Source organism: Janthinobacterium sp. SUN073 (genome assembly GCF_030397665.1).
Taxonomy (GTDB): domain Bacteria; phylum Pseudomonadota; class Gammaproteobacteria; order Burkholderiales; family Burkholderiaceae_D; genus Janthinobacterium.
On record NZ_JAPUBT010000001.1, the window covers coordinates 103062 to 115983 of the forward strand.

14 protein-coding genes and 1 riboswitch are annotated in these 12922 nt (G+C 62.0%); of the genes, 6 read left to right on the forward strand and 8 right to left on the reverse strand.

Annotated elements, in window-relative coordinates; genetic code table 11:
* Positions 1 to 97 precede the first annotated feature (97 nt).
* Both ompR and O0882_RS00555 read left to right on the forward strand, forming a co-directional pair.
* Positions 98 to 799, forward strand: coding sequence for a two-component system response regulator OmpR (gene ompR, locus O0882_RS00550; protein WP_223278807.1), 702 nt, complete (start codon positions 98 to 100; stop codon positions 797 to 799).
* Positions 800 to 812: 13 nt separating this feature from the next.
* A complete protein-coding gene (locus tag O0882_RS00555; RefSeq protein ID WP_289944441.1) occupies positions 813 to 2171 on the forward strand; it encodes a sensor histidine kinase in 1359 nt (452 codons plus the stop codon).
* A 46-nt stretch (positions 2172 to 2217) separates the two neighbouring features.
* Here O0882_RS00555 and O0882_RS00560 read toward each other — a convergent pair whose 3' ends face one another.
* Together O0882_RS00560 and O0882_RS00565 are read right to left on the reverse strand one after the other, a co-directional pair.
* Positions 2218 to 2697: an Imm26 family immunity protein gene (locus O0882_RS00560; RefSeq protein WP_289944443.1), complete on the reverse strand. Its 480-nt coding sequence runs from the start codon at positions 2695 to 2697 to the stop codon at positions 2218 to 2220.
* 93 nt (positions 2698 to 2790) lie between these two features.
* Positions 2791 to 3096 (reverse strand): hypothetical protein, encoded by a 306-nt coding sequence (locus O0882_RS00565; RefSeq protein ID WP_289944446.1) that lies wholly within the window; start codon positions 3094 to 3096, stop codon positions 2791 to 2793.
* A gap of 142 nt (positions 3097 to 3238) precedes the next feature.
* On the opposite strand from O0882_RS00565, the gene O0882_RS00570 reads away from it, so the two are divergent.
* Positions 3239 to 4396, forward strand: a complete 1158-nt coding sequence (locus O0882_RS00570) for an iron-containing alcohol dehydrogenase (RefSeq protein WP_289944448.1) — start codon at positions 3239 to 3241, stop codon at positions 4394 to 4396.
* Positions 4397 to 4462: 66 nt separating this feature from the next.
* A riboswitch (TPP riboswitch) is annotated at positions 4463 to 4560 on the forward strand.
* Between the two features lie 86 nt (positions 4561 to 4646).
* Positions 4647 to 6791 carry a TonB-dependent siderophore receptor gene (locus O0882_RS00575; protein ID WP_289944450.1) on the forward strand — a complete coding sequence of 715 codons (2145 nt, stop codon included), beginning with the start codon at positions 4647 to 4649 and terminating at the stop codon, positions 6789 to 6791.
* On the opposite strand, the gene O0882_RS00580 is transcribed toward O0882_RS00575, so the two are convergent.
* The 3 genes from O0882_RS00580 to O0882_RS00590 all read right to left on the reverse strand — a co-directional run bounded on the left by O0882_RS00580 (position 6788) and on the right by O0882_RS00590 (position 8560).
* Complete coding sequence (locus tag O0882_RS00580; protein WP_289946764.1) at positions 6788 to 7336, reverse strand: ATP-binding protein; 549 nt, start codon at positions 7334 to 7336, stop codon at positions 6788 to 6790. The genes O0882_RS00575 and O0882_RS00580 overlap by 4 nt on opposite strands.
* Positions 7336 to 7947 (reverse strand): nicotinamide riboside transporter PnuC, encoded by a 612-nt coding sequence (gene pnuC / locus O0882_RS00585; RefSeq protein WP_289944452.1) that lies wholly within the window; start codon positions 7945 to 7947, stop codon positions 7336 to 7338. Before pnuC ends, O0882_RS00580 begins: the two co-directional genes overlap by 1 nt.
* A gap of 94 nt (positions 7948 to 8041) precedes the next feature.
* Positions 8042 to 8560 (reverse strand): DUF2867 domain-containing protein, encoded by a 519-nt coding sequence (locus O0882_RS00590; protein ID WP_289944454.1) that lies wholly within the window; start codon positions 8558 to 8560, stop codon positions 8042 to 8044.
* A 67-nt stretch (positions 8561 to 8627) separates the two neighbouring features.
* Between O0882_RS00590 and O0882_RS00595 the strand changes: the two genes are divergently transcribed.
* Together O0882_RS00595 and O0882_RS00600 are read left to right on the forward strand one after the other, a co-directional pair.
* Positions 8628 to 9275 carry a TetR/AcrR family transcriptional regulator gene (locus O0882_RS00595; RefSeq protein WP_289944456.1) on the forward strand — a complete coding sequence of 216 codons (648 nt, stop codon included), beginning with the start codon at positions 8628 to 8630 and terminating at the stop codon, positions 9273 to 9275.
* Positions 9276 to 9316: 41 nt separating this feature from the next.
* Positions 9317 to 9808, forward strand: a complete 492-nt coding sequence (locus tag O0882_RS00600; protein ID WP_289944459.1) for a hypothetical protein — start codon at positions 9317 to 9319, stop codon at positions 9806 to 9808.
* A 3-nt stretch (positions 9809 to 9811) separates the two neighbouring features.
* On the opposite strand, the gene O0882_RS00605 is transcribed toward O0882_RS00600, so the two are convergent.
* The 3 genes from O0882_RS00605 to O0882_RS00615 all read right to left on the reverse strand — a co-directional run bounded on the left by O0882_RS00605 (position 9812) and on the right by O0882_RS00615 (position 12907).
* On the reverse strand, positions 9812 to 10345 hold the full coding sequence (locus O0882_RS00605; RefSeq protein WP_289944461.1) for a hypothetical protein: 534 nt from the start codon (positions 10343 to 10345) through the stop codon (positions 9812 to 9814).
* Between the two features lie 113 nt (positions 10346 to 10458).
* Positions 10459 to 11211, reverse strand: a complete 753-nt coding sequence (locus O0882_RS00610) for a transporter substrate-binding domain-containing protein (RefSeq protein ID WP_289944462.1) — start codon at positions 11209 to 11211, stop codon at positions 10459 to 10461.
* Positions 11212 to 11341: 130 nt separating this feature from the next.
* Positions 11342 to 12907, reverse strand: coding sequence for a tetratricopeptide repeat protein (locus O0882_RS00615; RefSeq protein WP_289944464.1), 1566 nt, complete (start codon positions 12905 to 12907; stop codon positions 11342 to 11344).
* Positions 12908 to 12922: the final 15 nt, after the last annotated feature.

Consider the following 12922-nt stretch of genomic DNA (forward strand, 5'->3'; position numbering starts at 1 on the left):
ACTAATATAAGATAACACGACACATTAAATGACCACAACCTCCACATCCGGCAGCAACACGCCTACGCAATCAATCCACGGCCACCAGGCAAAAATCATGGTGGTCGATGACGATGTGCGCCTGCGCGACCTGCTGCGCCGCTACCTGACTGAACAGGGTTTCAATGTCTTCACGGCAGAGAGCGCGACGGCCATGAACAAGCTGTGGCTGCGCGAACGCTACGACTTGCTGGTGCTCGATTTGATGCTGCCCGGCGAAGACGGCCTGTCGATCTGCCGCCGCCTGCGCGGCGCGGGCGACCAGACGCCGATCATCATGCTGACGGCCAAGGGCGAAGACGTGGACCGTATCGTGGGCCTGGAAATGGGCGCCGACGACTACCTGCCGAAACCGTTCAACCCGCGCGAACTGGTGGCCCGCATCGGCGCCGTGCTGCGCCGCAAGGGTCCCGATGAAATCCCGGGCGCACCTTCGGAAACACCGCAAACCTTCGAATTCGGCGACTTCGTGCTGGACCTGGGCACGCGCACATTGAAAAAGAATGGCGAAACGGTGCCACTGACAACAGGCGAGTTTTCCGTGTTGAAAGTATTTGCCCGCCATGCGCGCCAGCCGCTGTCGCGCGAAAAACTGATGGAACTGGCGCGCGGCCGCGAGTACGAAGTGTTCGACCGCAGCCTGGACGTGCAAATCTCGCGCCTGCGTAAACTGATCGAACCCGATCCATCGAGCCCGCTGTTCATCCAGACCGTGTGGGGCCTGGGCTACGTTTTCATCCCGGACGGACAGCCGCGCTGATCGCAGGCGAGGCATGATGAAGCTTGTTCCCGATATCAGCCTGGCGCGGCTGAAAAGCGGCCTGTTCTGGCGCACCTTTTTGCTGCTCGGCACCTTGACCACGGTCAGCATGATCACCTGGATCGGCATGATTTCCGTCATCCAGCGCGAGCCGCAGGCGCAGCAGATTTCCGCCCAGATCATTTCCGTCGTCACCATCACGCATGCGGCATTGACGCACTCGGCACCCGAGCTGCGGCGCGAGCTGCTGTTCGACCTCGTCAGCAATGAAGGCATCCGCATCTTCTCGCTGGAAGAGGACGACCGCATCGAGCCGCCGCCCGACAATTACCTGATGCCCGAGATCGAGGCGCAGGTGAAAGCCAAGCTGGGCAAGGACACGCGCTTTTCCGCGCGCGTCAACGGCGTGGCCGGTTTCTGGGTCAGCTTCAAGATCGATGACGACGAGTACTGGCTGATGCTGGACCGCGAGCGCCTGCGCGGCTTGACGGGCTTCCAGTGGCTGGGCTGGGCCAGCCTGGTGTCCCTGCTGTCCCTGCTGGGCGCGGCCATCATTTCCAGCCTGATCAATTTACCGCTGTCGCGCTTGACGGCGGCCGCGCGCGACATCGCCAAGGGCAAGCAACCGGCGCCGCTGCCGGAAAAAGGCCCGATCGAAATCATCGAGGCGAACCGCAGCTTCAACCAGATGGTCGATGATTTAAAACAGGTGGAATCGGACCGCGCCGTGATTTTGGCAGGCATTTCGCACGACTTGCGCACGCCGCTGGCGCGCATGCAGCTGGAAGTGGAAATGGCCAACCTGTCGGACGAGGCACGCGAAGGCATCCAGTCCGATATCGGGCAAATGGACGCCATCATCGGCCAGTTCCTCGACTATGCCAAGCCGACGGAAACGTCGAGCTTTACGGACGTGGACCTGAGCGGCTTGCTGCTCGACATGACGCGCGAAGCGATGCGCCTGCCGGACGTGAAGATCAACGCCACCATTGCGGAAGGCGCGCATGCGATGGGCAACCCCACCGACTTGCGCCGCGTGCTGAACAACCTGATCGAGAATGCGCGCCGCTATGGCAAGACGCCGGACAGCGACCTGACGGAAATCGATATCGCCTGCCATGTGCGCACCAGCCACGGCGCGAAAAAGGTGATTATCGAGGTGCAAGACCACGGCACAGGCGTGCCGGCGGAAAAGATCGAGCAACTGATGAAACCGTTCACCCGCCTCGACACGGCGCGCGGGCAAGCCAACGGTGCCGGCCTGGGCCTGGCCATCGTCGACCGCGTGCTGCTGCGCCATGGCGCCGAATTGCAGGTGCGCAACCGCGAAGGCGGCGGCCTGGCGTTTCAGATCAGCTTGCCAGCGGTGTAAGGTAACACACCGGGGGCCAGTCCCGTCGGGCCTGCCCTCCCGGTGATTAAACCGACGCCTGCTCCGGCGCCAGCAATTTATTCATCAACAATTCTGTCGCCCCGTAGCCGTAGAGGGAATCGCTTTCCATGCCCGGCGTATCGAAGGGGATCGATTCCTCTCGGTTCAGCTTGGCAGGGTCGGCATCCGCATAGCTGGCGCGCCAGGCGCGCTGCAGCGATTCATTGCGACGGATAAAGGCCGGCATGGGCCAGGCATCGCGCTCCCAGTGGAGGCTGTCGCCCAGCAGGGGCCAGCGCTCGTTGAGCAGGGCCATGTCGCCCGTGCGCAGGCGGCGCACGGCCTGTTCCGGCTGCAAGCCTTCCAGTTCTTCCAGCGCAGGCAGGCTGTCGCGCTTCGGCCCGAACATATACGCCAGCATGATGCGCCCGGCAGGCGCGCGGCGCGCCACCACGCCGGCGGCATAGCCGCCGCCCGGCAAGGGCACAGCAAACCAGCTGCCTTCCCGGTATGGTAATGATTTCATTTCTGCAAACTCCCCCAAAATCGTGTTCGGGGCACAGTCTACGCGAAGCAAGGGCTATGTGGCGCATGGTACGCCACAGCAACAAACCAATAGTTACACTATTTTCTCGTCATAGTGATACTGGGCAACAATCGGCCCCGCCTTGAACAGCGCTTCCTTCATGGCCGCATCCAGCCGCGCGTCGCGGCGGCGCATCCATTCGAGCAGCATGGCCGCTTCCTTGCGGCTGGTGTCGCCCGCATGCGCGAGCACGCGGCGCAATTCCGGGTCCGTGCACGCCTCGAAACGCTGGCTGTTCAGGTCCAGCGCCTGCAGCGCGGCGATGGTGGCGCCGATGGCGCGGTGCATGTCGAGTGCCGTGGCCGGCAAGCCCGATTCTTCCAGTGGGACGGTGGTCATGCGCATTCCTTTTCGCGTGGTGGTGACATCGGCTGCATTCTCCACCGCGCGGGCGAAAAGCTCAAGCGTCCACGACACGTTTCCACCCGTTCGGCCATAATCATGGCTCAGCAACAGCCTAAACCTCAGCGGCAGGAGTCCCATGTTCAATTTCGACTTTTACAATCCGACGCAAATCCTCTTCGGCCAGGGCCAGATCGCCGCCATCGCCGGCCTGATCCCGCCGCAGGCGCGGGTCCTGATGACCTACGGCGGCGGCAGCATCAAGCGCAACGGCGTCTACGATGAAGTCAGGGCGGCGCTGGCCGGCCACACGGTGCTGGAATTTGCTGGCATCGAACCCAATCCCAGCTACGAAACCCTGATGCAGGCCGTGGCCCTCGTGAAAAGCGAGCGCATCGATTTCCTGCTGGCCGTCGGCGGCGGCTCCGTGGTCGATGGTACCAAGTTCATTGCCGCCGCCGCCCTGCATGAGGGCGAGGCGTGGGACATCCTGGCGAAAGGCGGCAAGATCGTCGAGGCCGCCCTGCCCTTCGGTACCGTCCTGACGTTACCGGCCACGGGTTCCGAAATGAATGGTTCGGCCGTAATCACGCGCAAGGCCACGCAGGAAAAGCGCTCGTTCATGAGCCGCAAGGTATATCCTAAATTTTCCGTGCTGGACCCGTCGAAAACGTTCACCTTGCCGCTGCGCCAGGTAGGCAATGGCGTCGTCGATGCATTCGCGCATGTGATGGAACAGTACCTGACCACCCCCGTGAACGCGTCCGTGCAGGACCGCTTCGCCGAAGGCATTTTATTGACCCTGATCGAGGAAGGTCCGAAAGCCCTGTCGCAGCCGGACGACTACGACGTGCGCGCCAACGTGATGTGGAGCGCCACCCTGGCCTTGAACGGCCTGATCGGCGTGGGCGTGCCGCAAGACTGGTCCACGCACGCCATCGGCCACGAATTGACGGCCCTGTACGAGCTCGATCATGCGCAAACCCTGGCCATCATCCTGCCCAGCATGCTGCGCGTGCGCAAGCAGGCCAAGCGCGCCAAGCTGCTGCAATACGCGGCCCGCGTGTGGGGCCTCGACGGCGGCGACGAGGATGGCCGCATCGAGGCAGCCATCGCGCGCACGGAATTCTTCTTCCGCCACATGGGCGTCAAGACGCGCCTGGCCGACTACGGCCTGAACCATGCCAGCGTGGACGCCGTCGTCGCTGCCCTGGAAGCGCACGGCATGACGGCGCTGGGCGAACAGCGCGAAGTGACGCCCGCCGTCAGCCGCAAGGTGCTCGAACTCAGTTTGTAGATTCGCACCACACTGTTGTAAAACGGTCAGCCAGCGGGACAGCTGGCCGTGCTTCATGCTAAGCTGTCATTTCGCTAGGGGTCCTGGAGCAGTCATCCGGGTGAGAGATACCCTTCGTACCTGATCTGGATAATGCCAGCGAAGGAAAGCGCAAAGTACCTCCCTCCTTTGATAGCTCCTGCGTTGGCGCCAGCCGAACAAGCAGCCTGCCGTGCTCTTTCCCAGACGCGGCTTGAACCACGAGCAATCTATGTCCACACCGAATTTATCTATTTCCGTTCTGACCCTGGCCATCCTGCACGCGTTTGCCGCGCCCGCCCTGGCCGCAAATGACACCGCCGAAGCGCCGGCCGATACGCCAAGCATGGCCGAAGTCGTCGTCACGGCCAGCAAGGCACCGGCCGCCAAGCGCGCCTCCGTGGGCGGTTTTTCGGACGCGCCGCTGCTGCAGACACCCGCATCCGTCACCGTCATTTCGCAAAAAGACATGCAGGATTTACAGATCCGCAATCTCAGCGATGCCGTCAAGCTCGACACCAGCATCAACGACGCCTACAACGCCGTCGGCTATGCGGAGCAATTTTCCATCCGTGGCTTCAAGCTCGATAACAATTCCAGTTACCGCAAGGATGGCGTGGCCATTCCTGGCGACACGCAAATTCCGCTGGAAAACAAGGAGCGCATCGAAGTCCTGAAGGGCCTGGCCGGCTTGCAGGCAGGCGTGGCCGCACCGGGCGGCGTGATCGACTTCATCGTCAAGCGCCCCACCGCCGCGCCATTGCGCACCGTCACCGTGGAAACGCGCGAACGGGGCACCCTGTACGGCGCCGTCGACCTGGGCGGCCGCCTGGAAGACACGCGCTTCGGCTACCGCGTCAACGTGGCGGCCGAGCGCCTGCGCTCCTACATCAAGGGTGCGGACGGCAACCGCAAGTTCATTTCCGGCGCCTTCGACTGGCAGATTTCGCCGCAAGCCCTGCTGCAACTGGACGCCGATTACCAGGACAAGGCGCAGGCGACGGCGCCCGGCTTCCAGTTGCTGAATAACACCACCTTGCCGACCGGCATCAGCGCCGACGCCATGCTCAACCGCCAGCCATGGACTCGCCCCGTGGAAACCGTCACCAGCAATATCGGCCTGCGCTTCCAGTACGCGTTCAACGACGACTGGCACGCCACCCTGTCGGCCAACCAGCACTCGTTCAAGCGCGATGACTACACGGCCTTCCCGTACGGCTGCAGCGGACAGGACCTGTACCCGGGCTTCTGCGGCAATGGCGACTATGACGTGTATGACTACCGCAGCCTGGGCGAGACGAAAAAGCCCCTGAGCGCACAAGCCATGATCCAGGGCAAGTTCGCCACCGGTGCCCTGCGCCATGAATTCACGGCCGGCGTTTCCACCTTCCGCCGCAAGGACCGCGCCGGCCTGTACGTGTACGACTGGGTGGGCGTGAGCAACATCTACCAGCCGCAAATCGTCGGCACGTCGCCCGGCGTCACGGGTCCCGTACGCCTGGTGCGCAAGGACACGGAAAACTCCGTCTTCGTGCAGGATATCGTCAGCCTGGCCCAAAACTGGAAGCTGCACGGTGGCTTGCGTCATATCGACGTCGACGGCTACCAGTATGTCTTGAAGGCCGACAAGGAAATCCGCGCCAGGCACGACTTCCTGCTGCCCAACGTCTCGCTCGTCTACACCCCGCTCGACAATGTCTCCGTGTATGCGGCCTATTCGCAGGGCATGGAACATGGCGGCACGGCCGACCGCAAGGCGATGAATGCCAACGAAGAGCTGACACCCAGCCGTTCGAAGCAGATCGAGTTCGGCGTCAAAGCCGACCTGACGCCGGACTTCATGCTGGCGGCCAGCCTGTTCCAGATCCGCAAGGGCCTGGAATTCCAGAATGCGGCCGGCTACTTCGTGCGTGCAGGCCAGGCGCAGCACCGTGGCCTGGAATTATCGGCGCAAGGCAAGGCGACCCGCGACCTGAACCTGGGTGTCTCGCTGACGGCCCTGAACAGCCAGCAATCGAACACGGGCGAAGCATCGCTCGACGGCAAGCGCGTACCGAACGTGCCCGCCTTCAAGGCGGCCGTGCATGCGGACTATGCCGTGCAGCAGGTGGCGGGCTTGAGCGTGAATGGCAGCTGGGAATATGCGGGCAAGAAAGCGTTTGAATACAACAACACGACCTTCGTGCCGTCGTACCACGTGTTCAACCTGGGTGCCGCCTGGGCCACGCGCATCGCCGGCAAGACAGCCGTGCTGCGCGCCGCCGTCAACAACGTGGCCGACAAGTTCTACTGGCGCGACGTGACGCCGGAATCGGATGGTTATCTGTATCCGGGCGCCAGCCGGACTTTCAAGGTGTCGGCGCAGTTTGACTTTTAATTGAGGGAAATGGCAGGCGCCGCAGCGAGCGCCTGCAGCAGCAAAGGCGCCGCCTGTTCCAGGCGCGCCTCCAGGCTGTCGCGCAGCACGTGGTAGACGATGCCGCGCGCGTCGAGCTCGTCGAGCAGGTAGCGGTAGATCAGCTGGCGCACCGCTTCCGACTCGCGTTGCAAGCCGTCGGCCACCCACGGGCTGTCGGGTGCTGTCACCAACGTCACATCGTACTGCGTGGCATCGGCCAGCGCCGCCAGCTGCGCGTCGGCACCATCAAAATAATGGCGGCTGTAGACGGCCGTCATCAAGGGCGTGGTGTCGCAAAACAGGAAGTGACGCGCTTGCGCGGCGGCTGCCGCTTCGCGTTCGACTTGCGTACGCGCAATACCATACTGGTCGGCCGCGACGGGCACCCTGCCCTGGGTTGCCACGAATTCGCGCAAGTATTCCGGTACCCAGACGGTGCCGTAGCACTCGGCCAGGGCGGCCGCCAGGGTCGACTTGCCCGACGATTCCGCGCCCAGGATCGCCACGCGCACGCAAGGCTCCATCACTTGAGGACCATCGCATCGGGTGCGGCCGGGGCCGACTTTCTCCACGCCAGCAAGCCGATGATGGCCATCACGACGAAGAAGCCATACAGCACGGCCGTCAGGGTCAGGCCCTTGTGCAGGTACAGCCAGACATACAGCACGTCGACGACGATCCAGGCGATCCAGTTTTCCAGCTTCTTGCGCGACAACAGGAATTGCCCGACCAGGCTACCTGCCGTGAGGAAACCATCCGCATGCGGCACGTCCGTGTCCGTCGTCGTCAGCAGCCAGGCAATCAGCAGGAAACCGATCAGCCAGCCCGCGGCGCAGGCCAGCCAGCCGCGGCTATCGAGGCGCGTGACGGGCAGGATCTTGCCGCCGCTGGCCGGATGCAGCCACTGGTACCAGCCCCAGAACGAGACGCTGATGAACAGCAGTTGCAAGGCCATGTCGCCATACAGGCGCGACTCGAAAAAGACGAAACCGTAGGCGGCCGAAGAAATGATGGCGAACAGCCACGCCCAGTGGTTCTGGCGGATGTTCAGCGCAACGGTTGTCAGTGCCAGGACAAAGGAAATCAGTTCAAGCGGCGTGGTGGCAAAACCCAGCAGGAGAAGCGTATCGTTCATGGGAATCGTGATGAGGCTGGTGGCGCAGTATGCAATACCGGCCATGAATAAGCAAGATTGCCCGCGCCGTCACGCCCTTCCCTGCTCCGTCCCCTCAGGCAAAGCCACCCTTGGCGGCGCGCGCCAGCGAACGCTGCACGATCAGCTTGTGGAAAGGCCGGATCAGCAGGATGTAGGCGCGTCCCACCCAGTTGTGGCAATGCACGACGCTGGCCACGGTCACGTGGCCATGCCGCCCCGTGTCGCGCTGGCGCAGCACCGAGATGCGGAAATCGAGGTGGCTGTCATCCTCGCCCACGATGATTTCGTCGTCGCTGACGGCAAAGATGCGGAAGATGCCGATGCGTTTGCCTGGCTTGGCTTCCATCTGCTTTGCCGTCCGGATGCCGAAGCGCGCCACGATGGCGTCGCGCAGCACCATCAGCTTGCGCGCCCAGCCCGGCTGGCTGCCCAGCAGCTGGCGCGCCAGGCTTTCCATGTCCATCTGGCGCGCCTGTGCAGTCGGCAAGTCGACGGCATACGCATCGGCCAGGTTGCTGCCCGGGTACAAGGGGGCGATGCTGGCGCCGGGTGGCAAGGCCACGGCGCGGACGGCGATGTTCATCTCTTGCATGTGCTCTCCATGTGTTCAGTGATAACATGGCCATCATACACGACAATGTGAACAGCGATAACATAGAATGACAACAACGAGCACCTATCATCACGGCAACTTGCGCGACACCCTGGTCGCCACCGCCATCGCGCAACTGGCGCAGCAGCACGACGCCGCCCTGTCGCTGCGCGAACTGGCGCGCACGGTGGGCGTATCGATCGCCGCCGTGTACCGCCACTTCCCCAGCAAGGAAGCCTTGCTGGCCGAGGTGGCGGCGGCCGGCTTCGCCAGCCTGATCGCCAAATGGGAGGCAGAACTGCCGCCACCGGACAGCCTGCCCGCCGAGCAGCGTTTTCAGCTGCTGGGCCAGCAATACATCGAATTCGCCCTGGCCGCGCCTGCCCACTACCGGCTGATGTTCGAGCACCAGGACGTGCGCCAGTTCCCCGCCCTGCAGCAAGCGGCGCAAGCGTGCTTCCAATATGTGCTGCAGACGGCCGGCGCGGCCGTGCGCGAAGCGGGCCTCGATGCGCGCTGGGACAAGGCCGCCGCCAGCGCCGGCTGGTCGCTGGGCCACGGCTACGTGATGCTGCTGCTGAGCGGGCGCCTGGCCATGGCGGACAGCGGCGACGAGCTGTCGCCAGCGATGGTGCCGCGCTTTTTTCAGTTGCCGGTGGAGGCGCTGCGGCAGGCTGCCTTGCCAGGCGGGGCAATCGCAATCAAGTCAAATTGACTCAGTGATCGGCAGGCGCCAGCTTCAGGAACGAATGATTCATGCACAATCTATCGATAGACGCGCTCTCGGTGACCGCCAGGCAATGCCTTGCCGTCACGTGTCTGCAACGCTTCTGCCAGCGCTTTGACATTCACCATCGCGCGCTGTCCGCGTTCGCCGTGCACGTGTGGAAGGTGGCGCAGCTCGGGCCTGGGGATTTTTCTGCCTGGGAACGGGGCTTTGCTTCCCTGCCTGTGACGGGCATGGGCGACCCCTGGCCGGACGACCTGCGCCTGGCACTTCCCGGGCACCTGCTCGGCGTGCTGCAGGAACTTGTTCAGCATGTGCTGGAAACGAGCGCCTGTACCTGGCATGGCGACGACCTGCCGGCCAGCCGGCGGCAACTGGAAGCCGTCTTTGCCATCTGCGTCCTGCACGACGTGGCCGTGCCGCAGCTTGCGCACTATGTGCAGCACGATGCGGCGCTGCGTGGCGGCTGGGGGCCAGTACTTACGGACGAGGAAGTCCGCGCATGGCAAGCCTTGATATAGCGCTCACGCCAGAAGGCCCTGGCGCACTTGCTCGAGCAGGCGCTCCTCTTCATCCGTATCGGCATCGATTTGCGTGACCACGGTCCAGAATCGCGCGCACGTCTTGATCTGCTCGAAAGCACGGCTCGCTTCCAGCCGCACCATGGTTTTCCTGAGACTGTGCAGATAGCCCTCTTCGATGGCGCAGAGCAATTCGTCATTGGCAGCGTCGATCAGCTCGCTCAGCGCGCCTTCGATCCTTGCATACCCCTCCTCCCACAGCTGGCCGATTTCCGGCACATCGGCTTCCATGCACTCGTTCGACCAGTCCGGAGGATAGTCAGCGCGCTGCCGGTTATCGGGAGCGGTGTCAAAGCTCAGCGAAAGGGAGGGGAACGATACGGCGTTGAAGGCAAAGGCTGTAAATGCCTGATCCTTGAAAGCGGACGCGCCCAGCAGCACCAGCGAGGCGCTGGCCAGCCTGAACCAGGTTGCTTCAACGTCATAGGCCGTTTCAAATGCGTGCCAATCCGGCGGCAAATCGGGAGTCTGGGGCATGGGGGCCTGTCGAAAAAGAATAGCGGTAAATGGTAAAAGCAATTATACGTGGCACTGCCCGTGCGGCAGACGGCAGCACGTGTGCCGTGCTCGCATGGGCGCCTGGGGACGGTTTATCTCTGTGGCAGACTGAAGGACTTGCTGTACTTGCTCATGATCTGTTTGATCTCGCCGCTAGCCGAGAGCTTATCGAGCGCCTGTCTCAGTGCCCGAGTCGTTTCCGGCTTTGCGGTTTTCTTGGAAACAAACAAAATGAAATCGTTGCTACCCAGGACGAGCGGAACACCTATGTCTTCCGGTTTCACGCCGGCCATGTACGCGCCGTAAAACAGGCCCAGACTGGATCCCACTCCCGCGTCCAAACGTCGCTTTGCCAACATTTTTGCCATGGTGACATAGTCATTGACGGGATACTTCTGGATCGCATTGTCGGTGTCAAATTGCTCCACATACTTGCTGGTGCGTACCACGCCGACGGTCTTGCCGCGCAATTCGCTCAGCTTGCTGTAGTGCTTGCCCGATGGGCCCACGAGGATGACAGGCATGGACACGACGACGCCTGCCGGCACGGCGCCGCGCGTCATTTGATCGTTGCCGAAGCGTATGGTCATGTCGGCGCTCCCGTTTTCAATATCGGCGGCGGTTCTGGGATAAGGGACAAGGGAATTGGTATAGCGCAGCCCGGCAACTTCCGCGATGCGATTGCCGATTTCGTACATCATGCCGGTGGGCTGGCCGTCATGCCCCATGAATCCCCATGGTGGGCCGAGAATGGTGGCAATCTTGAGCGATTCGCCGAGCGCCTGGCCAGGCAGCGCCAGCAAGATAGCGAGAATGGCAAACAGCCTGACAACTTTCATTTTCATCACTTTTTTAGCTGCGTGAAGTCCATGGATCCCGCGCATAGTGTATGCCCGATTGGCCTGGATACCTTACATGCCGATCAATTTTCCTTCATCTTTGTGCTGCTGGAAAGTCCGCGCCTGGTGCGCCGCCCTATCCGATTTCAGGAAGGGACCTATCCATCAAATGCCACGTCACCTCGTCGTCAGGCAAATCGAGCAGCCAGTCGCGGCGTGGTCGCGGGAACGGCGCGCCCTGGGTCAGCCAGGCCTGGCGCCAGTACTGGTTGACGATGGCCTGCAGCGGATGGTCGGCCGCTACCCACGGTTGCCAGACGCCGCTGACCGGACAGGCTTGTCCGCAAGCACAGCTCAACCATGGCTCGGGCCGCGCCACCTCACGCAGCAAGCCGTGCACCGCGCGCGGTTCCACTGCCCCATGGTTGTGCCGTATCGTCAGGCACTGCTCCCACGTCACCGCGCCGTAACGGCTCTTGCCAGCGGTATCGAGCACGCTGAAATGGCGGAACTCTTCGCCTTTGCGAAACAGCCGGGCCGGCTCCGTCAAACCTTGCCCAGCGGCGGGTTGCCAGTATGCGGAAAATGGCGCAGTCGGCGCATCGCTGTGCAAGCCGGTGGGACGCAGCGCATAGTCGGCTGCCAGGAAATACGGTTTTTGTAACAGCGAGGCGGCGCTTGCCTGCGGGATGGCTGGCGGCGGGCGGACACCCATGGCGGCGTCGAGCAAGCTCTTTCGTTGACCATCCCAGGGCGGCAGATCGGCCGGTGGCAATGGCAAGATTTTATCGAGGTTGGGGAAGCGGCGATTGGGGTTGAAGCCGAGGGCACGACTAAGTACGCCGTAACGTTCCGCTCGCGCCTTATCAATATACGGAACCAGCATATTTGCAAGATCAAACGGATCGCCGAATTCAATCGTGAGTTTGTTTGCGCATTTCTCGCAGCCCAGCCTTACTCCGGTATGTAATACTTGCAAAGCACGTTCTTTGGTTTCAGTTGTTCTTTCCCCATCAGACGTGCCGTCAGGCGTTCTTAATACAACATATAAATAAGATAAATCATATGCGGACGGGCCATATCCCTGCCCCAGCGCGCACTCCATCATCTTGATTGCCACTGGAATATTACCCCACATTTCGGCACCAGGATAGTCTTTTCCTGCGGTTAGTTTTTCTCCTAAAAAACCCAGCGCTTGGGGGTTGCCCATTTGCGCCGCCTTTTGCCAGAAGGCATAAGCGCGAGTGATGTCGCCGTCAACGCCGGTGCTATTCGCATAATACGTCCCCATTCGGTCATAAGCCGCAGGTATGCCCAGCCGCATCGCCTTTTCCACCAGTTGCACCGCTTCTTCCTCTCCATGCAAGGGATCGCGCCCTTCCACATACAAGCTGGCCAGATTGAGCATCGCCTTCCAGTGCAACCGCTCTGCCGCTTGACGCGTCAGATCGGCGATTTTTTTATAATCGCGGTCTTCCACGAAAATTTCAGGATCTTCCAAGACGCGTGCTTCGAGAAACCAGTCCTCCGCTTGCGCATCGATGGGCGGCACCTTGCTCGCCTCAGTTTCACAGATAAAATCCGCGACATGCGGATTGAAAAGTGGCAGGCTTTGGTTCCGTGGCAGGACTTTGTCGTTTGGCATTTTGCATGCAAACAGGCAGCACAGGACGATAAGCGATGCGTATTGATTCCTATACATTGTGTGCTCCATCGC

Bases quoted from the DNA above. Each gene is read 5' to 3' on its own strand.
- ompR (WP_223278807.1), top strand. From the start codon at position 98: ATGGTGGTCGATGACGATGTGCGCCTGCGCGACCTGCTGCGCCGCTAC.
- O0882_RS00555 (WP_289944441.1), top strand. From the start codon at position 813: ATGATGAAGCTTGTTCCCGATATCAGCCTGGCGCGGCTGAAAAGCGGC.
- O0882_RS00560 (WP_289944443.1), bottom strand. From the start codon at position 2,697: ATGAAATCATTACCATACCGGGAAGGCAGCTGGTTTGCTGTGCCCTTG.
- O0882_RS00565 (WP_289944446.1), bottom strand. From the start codon at position 3,096: ATGACCACCGTCCCACTGGAAGAATCGGGCTTGCCGGCCACGGCACTC.
- O0882_RS00570 (WP_289944448.1), top strand. From the start codon at position 3,239: ATGTTCAATTTCGACTTTTACAATCCGACGCAAATCCTCTTCGGCCAG.
- O0882_RS00575 (WP_289944450.1), top strand. From the start codon at position 4,647: ATGTCCACACCGAATTTATCTATTTCCGTTCTGACCCTGGCCATCCTG.
- O0882_RS00580 (WP_289946764.1), bottom strand. From the start codon at position 7,336: ATGGAGCCTTGCGTGCGCGTGGCGATCCTGGGCGCGGAATCGTCGGGC.
- pnuC (WP_289944452.1), bottom strand. From the start codon at position 7,947: ATGAACGATACGCTTCTCCTGCTGGGTTTTGCCACCACGCCGCTTGAA.
- O0882_RS00590 (WP_289944454.1), bottom strand. From the start codon at position 8,560: ATGCAAGAGATGAACATCGCCGTCCGCGCCGTGGCCTTGCCACCCGGC.
- O0882_RS00595 (WP_289944456.1), top strand. From the start codon at position 8,628: ATGACAACAACGAGCACCTATCATCACGGCAACTTGCGCGACACCCTG.
- O0882_RS00600 (WP_289944459.1), top strand. From the start codon at position 9,317: ATGCACAATCTATCGATAGACGCGCTCTCGGTGACCGCCAGGCAATGC.
- O0882_RS00605 (WP_289944461.1), bottom strand. From the start codon at position 10,345: ATGCCCCAGACTCCCGATTTGCCGCCGGATTGGCACGCATTTGAAACG.
- O0882_RS00610 (WP_289944462.1), bottom strand. From the start codon at position 11,211: ATGAAAATGAAAGTTGTCAGGCTGTTTGCCATTCTCGCTATCTTGCTG.
- O0882_RS00615 (WP_289944464.1), bottom strand. From the start codon at position 12,907: ATGTATAGGAATCAATACGCATCGCTTATCGTCCTGTGCTGCCTGTTT.